The organism is Paraburkholderia rhynchosiae, from assembly GCF_002879865.1.
Lineage (GTDB): Bacteria > Pseudomonadota > Gammaproteobacteria > Burkholderiales > Burkholderiaceae > Paraburkholderia > Paraburkholderia rhynchosiae.
Genome location: NZ_PNXY01000003.1, coordinates 342,890 through 356,177 on the forward strand (window position 1 = coordinate 342,890; position 13,288 = coordinate 356,177).

The window sequence follows — 13,288 nt, forward strand, 5'->3', positions numbered from 1 at the left end:
GAAGAGGGAAGATGAAGGGGAAGGCGAAGGCGGTGCCTCACCGCACCCTCCGTCGCCATGCCATGCATCACCACATCGCTCGTGAGCGCGCGTTCATCGCTTCCCTCAAATCACCGATTGCCTGCGCAACGCCGCAATCTGCTCGTCGTCGTAACCGAGCACGTCGTGCAGGATGCTCTCGGTATGTTCACCGAGCGTCGGCGGATGTGTCAGCGCTTCGGGAGGCGTGCCCGTCATGTTGATCGGATTGCGCACCAGCTTGACCGTGCCGCCCGACGGATGCGGCAGATCCACCCGCATGCCGCGCGCGACCACCTGCTCGTTCTCGAACACTTCGCCGAGATCGTTGATCGGCCCGCACGGCACGCCCGCCGCTTCGAGCGCCGCGATCCATTGCTGCTTGCTCTGCAAACGGACCATTTCCGCGAGGATCGGCACGAGTAAATCGCGATGCCGCACGCGTGCGGGATTGGTCGCGAACCGTTCGTCTTCGGCGAGTTCGGGGCGGCCGCCTGCCTCGACGAACTTGCGGAACTGACCGTCGTTGCCGACCGCGACGATGATCCACCCGTCGCTCGTCTGGAAGGTCTGGTACGGCACGATGTTCGGATGCGCGTTGCCCCAGCGTACTGGTGGCTGACCGCTCGTGAGGTAATTCGAATTCATGTTGGCGAGCATGGCGACCTGCACGTCGAGCAGCGCCATGTCGATGTACTGGCCTTCGCCAGTGCGGTCGCGGTGCGTGAGCGCGGTGAGGACGGCGATGGTCGAATACATGCCGGTCATCAGGTCGGCTATTGCCACGCCGGCCTTCTGCGGACCGCCGCCCGGCTGGCCGTCGCGCTCGCCGGTAATGCTCATGAATCCGCCGATGCCTTGCACGATGAAGTCGTAGCCCGCGCGCTGCGCATACGGCCCGGTCTGCCCGAAGCCGGTCACCGAGCAATAGATCAGATCCGGCTTCACTTCCTTCAGCGACGCGTAATCGAGACCGTATTTCTTCAACTGCCCGACCTTGTAGTTCTCCAGCACCACGTCGCTTTGTGCGGCCAGCTCGCGAATGATCCGCTGGCCTTCAGGCGAGGCGATGTCGACGGTAAGCGAGCGCTTGTTGCGGTTCGCCGCAAGGTAGTACGCCGCCTCGCGCGTGTCCGCGCCTTCGGGCGTCTTGAGGTACGGCGGCCCCCAGTGACGTGTGTCGTCGCCCACTTCCGGGCGCTCGATCTTGATTACGTCGGCGCCGAAATCGGCAAGAGTTTGCGCGCACCAGGGGCCGGCGAGCACGCGGGTGAGATCCAGTACGCGGATATGACTGAGAGCGCCCATGTTTGTCAATGTCTCCAATGTCAGCGGAGGCGCGCGAGGCGCCGCGGATGTGAGCAATCTTAAGCGATTGGCGCGAGCCGGCGCAGTCGGCCAAACGTCATAAGACGGATCACGCGCAACTCCGACACAACGCAAACGCAACGGGTAGCGCAACCCAAACGCCTCGCGATGTCTCCCGCTACCCGGCGCAACCTGGCCGAACGGCTAACGACGCGGCAGCGCCCCGCGCGAGGGCGCCGATCCCGTATAATCAGTCGTTTAAGAAACAAACAGTTGGCGCATCCCACGATGCCGCCGGTAGAAGTCTGGAACAGTCATGACCGTCCCCCGCACGCTATGAAAGCCGCCGAAATCCGCGAGAAATTCCTCAAGTTCTTCGAATCGAAGGGCCATACGATCGTTCGCTCGTCGAGCCTTGTGCCCGGCAACGACCCGACACTGCTCTTCACCAATTCGGGAATGGTCCAGTTCAAAGATGTGTTCCTCGGCGCGGAATCGCGTCCGTATTCGCGCGCCACGACCGCGCAGCGCAGCGTGCGAGCGGGCGGCAAGCACAACGATCTGGAGAACGTCGGCTACACCGCGCGTCACCATACGTTCTTCGAAATGCTGGGCAACTTCTCGTTCGGCGACTACTTCAAGCGCGACGCGATCCACTACGCGTGGGAATTGCTGACGGGCGTCTACCAGTTGCCGAAAGACAAGCTCTGGGTCACGGTGTATCACGAGGACGACGAAGCGCACGACATCTGGGCGAAAGAAGTGGGCGTGCCGGTCGAGCGCATCATCCGCATTGGCGACAACAAGGGCGCGCGTTACGCGTCGGACAATTTCTGGCAAATGGCCGACACCGGCCCCTGCGGCCCGTGCTCGGAAATTTTCTACGACCACGGCCCGGACGTGTGGGGCGGCCCGCCGGGATCGCCGGAGGAAGACGGCGACCGCTACATCGAGATCTGGAATCTCGTGTTCATGCAGTTCAACCGCGACGCCCAGGGCAACATGACGCCGCTGCCCAAGCAGTGCGTCGACACCGGCATGGGTCTCGAGCGTATCGCCGCGGTGTTGCAGCATGTGCACAGCAACTATGAGATCGACCTGTTCCAGGCGCTCATTCAGGCTGCCGCGCGCGAAACCGGCGTGAGCGATCTGACGAACAACTCGCTGAAGGTGATTGCCGATCACATCCGCGCGTGCTCGTTCCTGATCGTCGACGGAGTGATTCCGGGCAACGAAGGACGCGGTTACGTGTTGCGCCGTATCGTGCGCCGCGCTATCCGTCACGGCTACAAGTTGGGCAAGAAGGGCTCGTTCTTCCACCGCATGGTGGCCGATCTGGTCGCGCAAATGGGCGGCGCGTATCCGGAACTGAAGGACGCGGAGCAACGCGTGACCGACGTGCTGCGCCAGGAAGAAGAGCGCTTCTTCGAGACCATCGAGCACGGCATGTCGATTCTCGAAAGCGCACTCGCCGATCTTGACGCGAAGGGCGGCAAGACGCTCGACGGCGAACTGGCGTTCAAGCTGCACGACACGTACGGGTTCCCGCTCGACCTGACGGCCGACGTGTGCCGTGAGCGCGAAGTCACCGTGGACGAAGCAGCGTTCGACGAAGCCATGGCGCGTCAGCGGGAACAGGCTCGTGCGGCCGGCAAGTTCAGAATGGCGCAAGGCCTCGAATACTGGGGCGCGAAGACCACGTTCCACGGCTACGAAGAAATCGTCTTCGACGACGCGAAGGTGACCGCGCTGTATGTGGATGGCGCATCGGTGCAGGAAGTCGCGCATGGCCAGCAGGCTGTCGTCGTGCTGGACCACACGCCGTTCTACGCGGAATCGGGCGGCCAGGTCGGCGACCAGGGCTTGCTTGCTAACGCGAGCGTGCGCTTTGCGGTGGCCGACACGCTGAAGGTGCAGGCCGACGTCGTCGGTCATCACGGCACGCTCGAACAAGGCACGCTGAAGGTAGGCGACGTCGTCAAGGCGGAAATCGACGCGGTGCGCCGCGCGCGCACGGCCCGCAACCATTCGGCTACGCACCTGATGCACAAGGCGCTGCGTGAAGTGCTCGGTTCGCATGTGCAGCAGAAGGGTTCGCTGGTCGATCCGGACAAGACGCGTTTCGACTTCGCGCACAACGCGCCCATGACGGATGATCAGATCCGCCGTGTCGAAGAAATCGTCAACGCCGAAGTGCTGGCGAACGCGCCGGGCATCGTGCGCGTCATGTCGTATGACGAAGCGGTGAAGGGCGGCGCGATGGCGCTATTCGGCGAAAAGTACGGCGACGAAGTGCGCGTGCTCGATCTGGGCTTCTCGCGCGAACTGTGCGGCGGCACGCATGTGCACCGCACCGGCGACATCGGCTTTTTCAAGATCGTGATGGAAGGCGGCGTGGCGGCGGGCATTCGTCGCGTGGAAGCGATCACGGGCGACAACGCAGTGCGCTTCGTGCAGGATCTGGACGCACGCATCAATGCTGCTGCGGCCGTGCTGAAGGCGCAGCCATCCGAGCTGACACAACGCATCACGCAAGTGCAGGATCAGGTGAAGCAGCTCGAAAAAGAACTGAGCGCGCTCAAATCAAAGATGGCGTCGAGCCAGGGCGACGAACTCGCCGGTCAGGCAATCGAAGTGGCCGGCGTGCAGGTTCTCGCCGCCACGCTCGACGGCGCGGACGTCAAGACGCTGCGCGAAACGGTCGACAAGCTCAAGGACAAGCTGAAGAGCGCGGCAATCGTGCTGGCTTCGGTCGAAGGCGGCAAGGTCAGCCTGATTGCCGGCGTGACGGCGGACGCAAGCAAGAAGGTCAAGGCGGGCGAACTGGTGAACTTCGTTGCGCAGCAGGTGGGCGGCAAGGGCGGCGGCCGGCCGGATATGGCTCAGGCCGGTGGCACCGAACCGGCGAATCTGCCTGCGGCGCTTGCCGGAGTGAAGGGCTGGGTCGAAGCGCAGCTTTGATCGGGGTTTGAGCCGGCGGCTGAAATTGGCCGGACTGGCTTGGAGCGGGCCGGAACCGCTCCGCGCAAGCTGCAGCGGACTGATAGGGCCACGCCAGGCGCCAGGTTGTAGGCGCGTCGCGTGGCTCTAAGTTTTTGCGCCCCCGTTTGGGCCGCCACTCGCGGGCCTCGTCCGAGCATTGCGCGTCGACCAGAGCTTCAGTTGTTCGTTCGAAACTGCCGCAAACCCCCAGCCTCGCAGCGAAGGTCAAGCGACGTCAGCGCCCACGCCCGCCCGAATTCTCGCATCTGCGTCCGCACCCAGGTTCACCGTCTCCGCCAGAGTCCCCGCATTCTCCTGCCCCACGAGCGTCTCCTTCAGCGCATTGAGCGCCGACGAGAAATGCCCGCGTCGCCAGATAAGCAGCGTTTCCACTGCGCCGATATCCGGCAACTCATGAACCGCGATGTTGCTCGCATCGGCTTGCAGTCCCAACACCGACCGGGGCGCCACCGCGACGCCCGCGCCTGCGGCCACACACGCCACAATCGCGTGATAGGAGCCCAGTTCCAGCACCCGCGCCGGTCTCACGCCATGCTCCAGATACCATTTCTCAATATAGGCCCGGTAAGCGCAGCCGCGTTCGAACGCAACCAGCGTAGACAGCGCGATGTCGCGCACTTCACGAATCGGCCGATGCCCGCGCGGCGTCAGCATCACCAGTTCTTCCCTGAAGACCGGCACCGTCTCGAACAATTCACCGAGCGTCGCCGGGTTCAGCGGCGTCGCCACTAGCGCGGCGTCCACTTCGAATTCGCGCACCCGCTCGATCAGCTTGCCGGTCGTTCCCGTCTCGAGTTCCAGCGCGACGTCAGGCCATTGCTGGTGATACCGCGCGAGCAATCCAGGCAGACGCGTTGCCGCGACGCTTTCCATGGTGCCCAACCGCAGGCGTCCACTCGGCCGATCGGCGCGCACCGCATGGCGAGCCTCGTCGGCGAGAGCCAGCAGCCGTTCGGCGTAGGGCAGAAGCGTCTCGCCGGCGGGCGTTAGCACGAGGCGCCGTCCGTCGCGGATAAAAAGGTCGGCGCCCAGTTGCTCTTCAAGCTGCTTGATGCGCGTCGTCACGTTCGATTGCACGCGGTTGAGCTTCGCAGCGGCGCGCGTCACGCCGTTTTCCCGCACGACAGCCCGAAAAATCGTCAAGGCGGCCAGATCCACGATTCTCTCCCGGCGATGGATGGTATCCAAATTATTCATTTTCCATGATTGGATCGTCAAGCTAATATGAACTGGACGCGGATCACGAACGGCCCGGCGGGCCGCATCGACCGCGGTTTCCAGCGCGCGGCATTCGCCCGCGCTTTCCTTTGAATGGCCGCTCATGAACGATCTCGCTTCCAAAGTTCAACGCATATCCGCTGAACCGCACGCCGCCTCGCGTGCAGCGCTAGCGTGCATGGTGACGCTGGCCGTCGCGCTCGGCGTCGGGCGTTTTGCCTTCACGCCGCTATTGCCACTGATGCTCCACGGCGGCGCGTTCGGTCAGCCGCCGATCGACATCCAGCATGGCGGCTGGCTCGCGTCGTTCAATTACGCGGGCTACTTTGTCGGCGCGCTCACCTGCGCGGCGCTGCGCATCGAGCCGGCGCGAATCGTGCGCATGGGGCTCGTGCTGACGGTTCTGTTGACGCTGGCAATGGGCGTCACGAGTCAATTCTGGGTGTGGGCGGCGGTGCGCTTCATCGCCGGGGCGGTCAGCGCGTGGACTTTCGTTTTCGCTTCGCAGTGGGGCTTGCGGCGACTCGCGGAGCTCGGTCAGCCCGCGTGGGGCGGCGTGATTTATACGGGGCCGGGCGTGGGCATCGTCGCGACGGGATTGCTGGTCAGCGCGGCGGGCGGTTACGGCGCGACGGCGGGATGGATCGGCTTCGGCCTGATCTCGGCAGTTCTGACTGTGGCGGTCTGGCCGGCGTTCGATACGGCGTCCCGTTCCCATTCTCATGCCATGAGCGCGGGCGTCGCCGCAAGCCGTTCCGTCGAAGCCAAAACCAGAGCAGATTCCATAAACGAGAACGCCGGGGGCAAATCGTTCGGAGTGGAACAACCTGGCGCCGGCCAACCGACCGACCGCCCACGCACCGCGACCGGCTTTTCCGCCTCGAGCCCAACGGCGCCAAACAGATCTTTCACCGCAATCCCAAACACCGCAACGCCAAACACAGCGACCGATGACCCCGTCCACCACCGCACCGACGCCTTCTGGCTGATCCTCCTCTACGGCATTCCCGGTTTCGGCTACATCATCACCGCGACGTTTCTGCCGGTGATCGCGCGCCATGCGCTGCCCGGCTCGCCGTGGCCCGATCTGTTCTGGCCGATGTTCGGCGCGGCGCTGGTCGTCGGTGCATTGCTGGCCGCGCGCCTGCCGCTGCATTGGGACAACCGCGTGCTGCTGGCCGGCTGCTACGTGCTGCAAGCGTGCGGCATCGCGCTTGGCATCGTCTGGCCGACGGCGGGCGGTTTCTCGCTCGGAAGCATTCTGATCGGCGTGCCGTTCACCGCGATCACGCTGTTCGCGATGCGTGAGGCGCGGCGTCTGCGCGGCGACGACGCGGCCGGTCTGATGGGTTACGCGACGGCCGCCTACGGCCTCGGTCAGATCGTCGGGCCGCTGGTCGCTGCGCCGATCGCCGCGCACACCGGCTCTTTTTCTCCGTCATTGTGGCTGGCGGCGGGCGCGCTGGTGGCCGGCGCGGCCGGCCTGATCGTGGTCGCGCGGATGCCTCGTGGCCGTGGCCGCATGCCGGATTGCGGCTGCGGTTGACCGTCCGCGAACGGTCCGCCGTGGCGGCGCCAAAGGCGCCTCGCCGCAATCGAAAAACAAATCACGCACGGGCGCACTAAAATGACCGCTTTCCGTCATCCCCCGCGCGTCTGTCGCCGGCCGCGCCGCCCGCCATGCAACATTTCGCGTCCGACAACTATGCCGGCATCTGTCCTGAAGCGCTTGACGCGCTGATCGCCGCCAATAACAGCGGCCACGAACCGGCCTATGGCGACGACTCGTGGACCAACCAGGTATGCGACCGTCTGCGCGAACTGTTTCAGACCGACTGCGAAGTGTTCTTCGTGTTCAACGGTACGGCGGCCAATTCGCTCGCGCTCGCGTCGCTGTGCCAGTCGTACCACTCGGTGATCTGCCATGAACTGGCGCACATCGAAACCGACGAATGCGGCGGCCCGGAATTCTTCTCCGGCGGCTCGAAGCTGCTGACGGCGCCGGGCATCGGCGGCAAGCTCACGCCGGATGCGATCGAAGCGGTCGTCACGCGGCGCGCCGACATCCACTACCCGAAGCCCAAGGTCGTGACGCTGACGCAGTCGACGGAAGTCGGCACCGTCTACAGCGTCGAGGAAGTGCGGGCGATTGCGGCAATCGCAAAGCGGCATCATCTGAAGGTGCATATGGACGGGGCGCGCTTTGCGAATGCGGTGGCCGCGCTGGACGTGCATCCGTCCGAGATCACATGGCGTGCGGGCGTCGATGTGCTGTGTTTCGGCGGCACCAAGAACGGCTTGCCGGTGGGCGAGGCGGTGGTGTTCTTCGACCGGGCGCTTGCCGACGACTTCGCCTACCGTCTGAAGCAGGCCGGCCAGCTCGCCTCCAAAATGCGCTTCATTTCCGCGCCGTGGCTCGGCCTGCTCCACAACGACGTCTGGCTGCGCAACGCGCGTCACGCGAACGCGATGGCGCAACTGCTGCAAACGCGGTTGCAGGAAATTCCCGGCGTGAGCATCATGTTTCCGCGCGAGTCGAACGCGGTCTTTGCGCAATTGCCCGCGCAAGCCGCAAAGGCGATGCGCACGCGCGGCTGGAAATTCTACGAGTTCATCGGCGCGGGCGGATGCCGGTTGATGTGCGCATGGGACACGCAGCCGGAAACGGTCGAGCGTTTCGCCGCCGAAGTGCGGGACTTGTGCGCAGCGTAACATTGCGTCCACCGTGCAAGCCCCGAGACCGCAAGACCGTGAGACCGTGACACCGCCAGCGCGCCGCGCCGACCGCCGATAAAGACAGAACCCACAAGCCACTCGCCATGACCGAATTCCGATTTTGTCCCCGCTGTTCGACGCCGTTGACCGAGCGCGCCGACGCCGAGCATGAAGGTGGGCGCATCCGCCAGACCTGTCCCGATGCGGAATGCGGCTACGTCCACTGGAACAATCCATTGCCGGTGGTCGCGGCGATCGTCGAGTACGAAGGCAAGATCTTGCTGGCGCGCAACGCCGCGTGGGCGGAAGGCGTGTTTGCGCTGATCACGGGCTTCCTCGAAAACGGCGAGACGCCGGAAGAGGGCATTGCCCGCGAGGTGTGGGAGGAGACGTCGCTGCATGCGGAGTCGGTCGAACTGATCGGCGTGTACGAGTTCATTCGCAACAATGAACTGATCGTCGCGTATCACGTGAAGGCACATGGCACCATTTCGCTGTCGCCCGAGTTGCTCGAATACCGGCTGGTCGAGCCGGCCAAGCTGCGGCCCTGGCGCGCGGGTACCGGTCAGGCGCTCGGCGAATGGATGCGGCGGCGCGGCTTGCCGTTCGAGTTCGTCGACAAGCCGGGGCAGTGAGCGGGTGGGAGCCGCGTTCGTCGATTGACAGGTCCGAGCCATGCCTATGACCTCGGCGAACGAAAAGCGCCGCAAAGTCACGCTATAACTCGCAAGCCCAACATTTACACCCGTTCGAGCCCACGCCTATGTCCAAACCCGCGCCCACTGCACGAAGCTCGTACCCGCACTTCCTCGCGATCACCACACGCTGGATGGATAACGACGTCTACGGTCACGTGAACAATGTCGTCTATTACAGCTACTTCGATACCGTGGTGAACGAGTATCTGATCCGCACGGGCGTGCTCGACTTCGAGCGCGGCGCGACCATCGGGCTCGTGGCCGAGACGCACTGCAACTACTTCGCGCCGCTGGTCTTCCCGGATCGAGTCGATGCGGGCTTGCGTGTATCGCGGCTCGGCACATCGAGCGTGCGCTACGAAGTCGGGCTTTTCAAGGAAGGCGACGAACACGCGGCCGCGCAAGGCCACTTCGTGCATGTGTACGTGGACCGCGTCACGCGCCGCCCGGTGAGCTTGCCCGACGGATTGCGCGCGGCGCTCGAGCCGCTTAACGTCGCAACGGACCAGGCGGCGGACTAGCCACGTGCAGTCGTTCGTCATCAATCTGCTCAACGGAATCAGCTACGGCCTGCTGCTGTTCATGCTGTCGGCCGGCTTGACGTTGATCTTCAGCATGCTCGGCGTGCTGAATTTTGCGCACGCGAGCTTCTACATGCTCGGCGCTTACGTCGGTTATTCGGTGGCCGCGCGCGCCGGGTTCTGGAGCGCGCTCGTGGTCGCACCGCTCGTCGTCGGTTTGATCGGCGCGGCGCTGGAGCGCTGGCTGTTGCGCCGCGTGCGAAGTCACGGGCATCTCGCCGAGTTGTTGCTGACCTTCGGCGCCGCCTACGTGCTCGGCGAACTCGTCAAGCTCGGCTGGGGCTTGAACCCGCTCGGCGCGAGCGTGCCGGCCGCGCTTGACGGCCCTCTCTTCACGCTTTACGGCGCGACGTTCGCGCGTTACCGCGCGTTCATGATGGCGGTGTCGCTCGTCATGCTCGCGGCGCTATACGCGGTGCTGCGCGTGTCGAAGGCGGGGCTCATCGTGCGCGCGGCGCTCACACATCCGAGCGCTGTCGAAGCGCTCGGCCACAATGTGCCGCGCGTCTTTACCGGCGTGTTTTCGGCGGGCACCGCGCTTGCCGCACTGGCCGGCGTGATCGGCGCGCCGCTCTCCGTAATCGAACCTGCAATGGCCGAATCGCTCGGCTCCATCGTGTTCGTGGTAGTCGTGATCGGCGGGCCAGGTTCGTTGGGGGGCGCGCTGGTTGCGTCGCTGCTGATCGGCTGCGTGCAGACGCTGGCGGTTGCAAGCGACGTCTCGCTCGGCGACGTGCTCGCCACCTTCGACGCTTCGCTGCCGCGCGAATGGGACACGCTGACGCTCGCGCAACTGGCGCCGCTGATTCCTTATCTGCTGCTCGTCGCGATGCTCGCGCTGCGCCCGCGCGGACTGTTCGGCCGGCGCGACGACCATGCGTGAACTGTTCAAACCGGCGGACTCACAAGTGTCGCCAGAGCCGAGCACGCGGCGCTCACGCGCGATGTGGCATGCGCTCGCGCCGTGGCTCGCGCTAATCTTGCTGCTCGCGGTGCCACCTTTTATCTGGCGCCAAAGCTGGCTGCTCGCCTATCTCGCACAGACCGCGACGATGATCGTCTTCGCGCTCTCCTACAACCTGCTGCTCGGTGAAGCGGGACTGCTGTCGTTCGGACACGCGGCTTATTCCGGCCTCGGCGCATTGATTGCCGCGCAGGTGTTCAATCATCGCGGCGTGCCGCTGGTATTGCTGCCGTTGATAGGCGGAACCGGCGCCGCGTTGTGCGGAGCGCTGCTCGGATTCATATCGACGCGCCGGGCCGGCACCGCCTTCGCGATGATCACACTCGGCATCGGCGAACTCGTGTCGGCAGCCGCGTGGACATTGCCCGACTGGTTCGGCGGCGAGGCGGGCGTCGCGATCGATCGTGCGAGTGGGCCCTTGCTCGGCAACTGGACTTTCAGCCCGGCCCGCGAGGCTTATACGCTCATCGCGCTGTGGTGCCTGCTCGCTTGCGCAGCGATGTTCGCGTTGTCGCGCACGCCGTTCATGCGCCTTGCCAATGCAGTGCGCGACAATCCGGCGCGCGCTGCGGCGATCGGCTGCTATCCGCGCCGCATTCGCTATTGCGCGGTGGTGATGTCGGCGTTTTTTGCGGGCGTTGCGGGCACGCTTGCGCTCATCAACGTCGAACTGGTGTCGACCGAAAGCGTGAGCATGGTGCGCTCCGGTTCGGTGCTGATTGCAGCGGTGATCGGCGGTGCGGGCGCATTTTTCGGGCCGGTCGTGGGCGCGGTCGTACTGACGTTTTTCAGCGTCGCGGTGGCCAGCGTCACGCGTGCCTGGCTCTTCTATCTGGGGCTGTTCTTTATCGTAATCGTGGTGGCCTCGCCGGATGGAATCGCCGGCTTCGTGCAGCGGCATACGGCACGCGTTGCGCGATACGGGTGGCGTCGGTGCCGCGTCGTCTATTTGAGCGGCACGGCCGCGACGTTGCTGTGGGCCGCCGCCGTGGTGCTCGCCGTGCAATGGACGTACGCCGTGCAATTCGGCGTGGACGAGGGCGCGGCGCTGCGTGTTGTCGGGGCGCGTGCGTTTGCGTCGGGTGCGTCGGTTATGTCGTTTGTAGTGTCGTCGCCGTTGCGGCTCGGCATCGTGCTATCGATGCTCGCCGTGTCCGGCACGCTGGCGGCGCTGTACACGTCGCGCGCGCAAAGACGCCTCGTGGCCCATGCTCGCGCGATTCCCAATGCCGGAGACACGCAATGATCCCGGCTCTCGCGCTCTACGGCGTCGAAAAGCGCTTCGGCTCGACGCAGATCCTGCGCGGCGTCCATCTCGCGATCCAACCGGGCGAGCGCCATGCGTTGATCGGCCCCAACGGCGCGGGTAAATCCACGCTCTTCAATCTGATCGCCGGCGGTGCGCGGCCTGACGCCGGACGCATCGACCTGTTCGGCGCGGAGATCACGCGGCTTGCGCCTGCGGCGATTACGCGCCGCGGCCTCGCGCGCAGCTTCCAGGGCACGAGCGTGTTCGCGCGGCTTAGCGTCTTCGACAATCTGCGCTGTGCCGCCATGCTTGCCGAGCGTGACCGCACGCGCTGGTGGCAACGTTTCAGCGGGTCATCCACGGTCGATGCGCGGGCGTCGCAAGTGCTCGAAGCAGTTGGCCTCGGCGCGCGCGCTCAAGTGCGGGCCGGCACGCTCAGCTATGCGGAGCAGCGCGCGCTCGATCTCGGCATCGCGCTCGCGGGCGGCGCGCACACCTTGTTGCTCGACGAGCCTACTGCCGGCATGAACCGCGCGGAAGCCGCGCGCGCCATCGAACTGATCCGCGAGAGCACAGCGGGCCGCACGCTGCTGATGGTCGAGCACGACATGGACGCGGTCTTCGCAATTGCCGATCGCATTTCGGTGCTGGTGCAAGGGCGCATCGTCGCGAGCGGCACGCCGGCGGCGATTCGCGCGGATGCCGCGGTGCGCGCCGCTTATCTCGGCGACGGGTTCGACGCATGACGGCGCGGCTCGACATTCGCGGACTGAACGCGTGGTACGGCGCGAGCCAGGCGTTGCACGGCGTGGACTTGCGAATCGACGCGGGGGAAGTGCTCGCGCTCGTCGGACGCAACGGTTCGGGACGCTCCACGCTTGCGCGCGCGATTATGGGCCTCGTGCAGAGTGAGGGCGAGTTGCGCTTCGCGGGCCGCTCGCTCGCGGGCCTGCGGACTTTCGAAATTGCGCGCCTCGGCGTCGGCTATGTGCCTGAGCATCGCGATGTGTTTCCCACGCTCAACGTCGACGAAAATCTTCAGCTTGGCGTCGCGCCGCGTAGCCGCGGCCGCACACCGCGCTTCACCATCGACGACGCGTACACGCTTTTCCCCGTGCTGCGCGAACGCAAGCGCACGCGTGCGGGCGCGCTGTCGGGCGGCGAGCAGCAGATGTTGACGCTCGCCCGCGCGCTGCTCGGCGATCCGGATCTGCTCGTGATCGACGAACCCGGCGAGGGCCTCGCAAGCCTCGTGATGCAGCAGGTCGCGCACTGTCTGCGCATGCTGCGCGATCGCGGCATGGCCATGCTGCTGATCGAACAGCGCCTCGTGATGGCGCAGGACCTGGCGAGCCGCGTCGCGGTGATGGGACATGGCGAGATCGTGTTCGACGGCGAACTTCACGCGTTTGTGCAGCGCACGGATGTGATGCGCGAATGGCTCGGCGTGGGTTGAGCCAGGCTCCAGGCTGTGTGGCTGCACGATGCTCAAAACAGCGGCTCGATTAGCGTTTGAATCTTCTTTCACACTACG

The 13,288-nt window shown here is 65.1% G+C and carries 11 protein-coding genes; 9 read left to right on the forward strand and 2 right to left on the reverse strand.

Annotation, left to right across the window (positions count from 1 at the left end):
* Nucleotides 1–105 precede the first annotated feature (105 nt).
* The gene (locus C0Z16_RS06280; protein ID WP_102631298.1) at nt 106–1,326 is read right to left on the reverse strand and encodes a CaiB/BaiF CoA transferase family protein; all 1,221 of its coding nucleotides are present in this window, start codon (nt 1,324–1,326) and stop codon (nt 106–108) included.
* A 336-nt stretch (nt 1,327–1,662) separates the two neighbouring features.
* Between C0Z16_RS06280 and alaS the strand changes: the two genes are divergently transcribed.
* Nucleotides 1,663–4,287 (forward strand): alanine--tRNA ligase, encoded by a 2,625-nt coding sequence (gene alaS / locus C0Z16_RS06285; protein WP_102631299.1) that lies wholly within the window; start codon nt 1,663–1,665, stop codon nt 4,285–4,287.
* 246 nt (nt 4,288–4,533) lie between these two features.
* Here alaS and C0Z16_RS06290 read toward each other — a convergent pair whose 3' ends face one another.
* Nucleotides 4,534–5,487, reverse strand: coding sequence for a LysR family transcriptional regulator (locus C0Z16_RS06290; protein WP_102631364.1), 954 nt, complete (start codon nt 5,485–5,487; stop codon nt 4,534–4,536).
* A gap of 163 nt (nt 5,488–5,650) precedes the next feature.
* Between C0Z16_RS06290 and C0Z16_RS06295 the strand changes: the two genes are divergently transcribed.
* From C0Z16_RS06295 to C0Z16_RS06330, 8 genes are all read left to right on the forward strand, one after another.
* Complete coding sequence (locus C0Z16_RS06295) at nt 5,651–7,093, forward strand: YbfB/YjiJ family MFS transporter (RefSeq protein ID WP_102631300.1); 1,443 nt, start codon at nt 5,651–5,653, stop codon at nt 7,091–7,093.
* Between the two features lie 134 nt (nt 7,094–7,227).
* On the forward strand, nt 7,228–8,259 hold the full coding sequence (locus C0Z16_RS06300) for a threonine aldolase family protein (protein WP_102631301.1): 1,032 nt from the start codon (nt 7,228–7,230) through the stop codon (nt 8,257–8,259).
* Nucleotides 8,260–8,366: 107 nt separating this feature from the next.
* Complete coding sequence (locus C0Z16_RS06305; RefSeq protein WP_102631302.1) at nt 8,367–8,897, forward strand: NUDIX domain-containing protein; 531 nt, start codon at nt 8,367–8,369, stop codon at nt 8,895–8,897.
* A gap of 128 nt (nt 8,898–9,025) precedes the next feature.
* Nucleotides 9,026–9,481, forward strand: coding sequence for an acyl-CoA thioesterase (locus C0Z16_RS06310; protein ID WP_102631303.1), 456 nt, complete (start codon nt 9,026–9,028; stop codon nt 9,479–9,481).
* Between the two features lie 4 nt (nt 9,482–9,485).
* On the forward strand, nt 9,486–10,424 hold the full coding sequence (locus C0Z16_RS06315) for a branched-chain amino acid ABC transporter permease (RefSeq protein ID WP_102631304.1): 939 nt from the start codon (nt 9,486–9,488) through the stop codon (nt 10,422–10,424).
* A complete protein-coding gene (locus C0Z16_RS06320) occupies nt 10,417–11,751 on the forward strand; it encodes a branched-chain amino acid ABC transporter permease (protein WP_102631305.1) in 1,335 nt (444 codons plus the stop codon). Before C0Z16_RS06315 ends, C0Z16_RS06320 begins: the two co-directional genes overlap by 8 nt.
* Nucleotides 11,748–12,500, forward strand: coding sequence for an ABC transporter ATP-binding protein (locus C0Z16_RS06325; RefSeq protein WP_102631306.1), 753 nt, complete (start codon nt 11,748–11,750; stop codon nt 12,498–12,500). Before C0Z16_RS06320 ends, C0Z16_RS06325 begins: the two co-directional genes overlap by 4 nt.
* Nucleotides 12,497–13,210, forward strand: coding sequence for an ABC transporter ATP-binding protein (locus C0Z16_RS06330; protein WP_102631307.1), 714 nt, complete (start codon nt 12,497–12,499; stop codon nt 13,208–13,210). The genes C0Z16_RS06325 and C0Z16_RS06330 overlap by 4 nt, the downstream gene beginning before the upstream one ends.
* The last annotated feature ends 78 nt before the right edge of the window (nt 13,211–13,288 follow it).

Bases quoted from the DNA above. Each gene is read 5' to 3' on its own strand.
- C0Z16_RS06310 (WP_102631303.1), top strand. From the start codon at position 9,026: ATGTCCAAACCCGCGCCCACTGCACGAAGCTCGTACCCGCACTTCCTC.
- C0Z16_RS06325 (WP_102631306.1), top strand. From the start codon at position 11,748: ATGATCCCGGCTCTCGCGCTCTACGGCGTCGAAAAGCGCTTCGGCTCG.
- alaS (WP_102631299.1), top strand. From the start codon at position 1,663: ATGAAAGCCGCCGAAATCCGCGAGAAATTCCTCAAGTTCTTCGAATCG.
- C0Z16_RS06305 (WP_102631302.1), top strand. From the start codon at position 8,367: ATGACCGAATTCCGATTTTGTCCCCGCTGTTCGACGCCGTTGACCGAG.
- C0Z16_RS06300 (WP_102631301.1), top strand. From the start codon at position 7,228: ATGCAACATTTCGCGTCCGACAACTATGCCGGCATCTGTCCTGAAGCG.
- C0Z16_RS06295 (WP_102631300.1), top strand. From the start codon at position 5,651: ATGAACGATCTCGCTTCCAAAGTTCAACGCATATCCGCTGAACCGCAC.
- C0Z16_RS06330 (WP_102631307.1), top strand. From the start codon at position 12,497: ATGACGGCGCGGCTCGACATTCGCGGACTGAACGCGTGGTACGGCGCG.
- C0Z16_RS06320 (WP_102631305.1), top strand. From the start codon at position 10,417: ATGCGTGAACTGTTCAAACCGGCGGACTCACAAGTGTCGCCAGAGCCG.
- C0Z16_RS06280 (WP_102631298.1), bottom strand. From the start codon at position 1,326: ATGGGCGCTCTCAGTCATATCCGCGTACTGGATCTCACCCGCGTGCTC.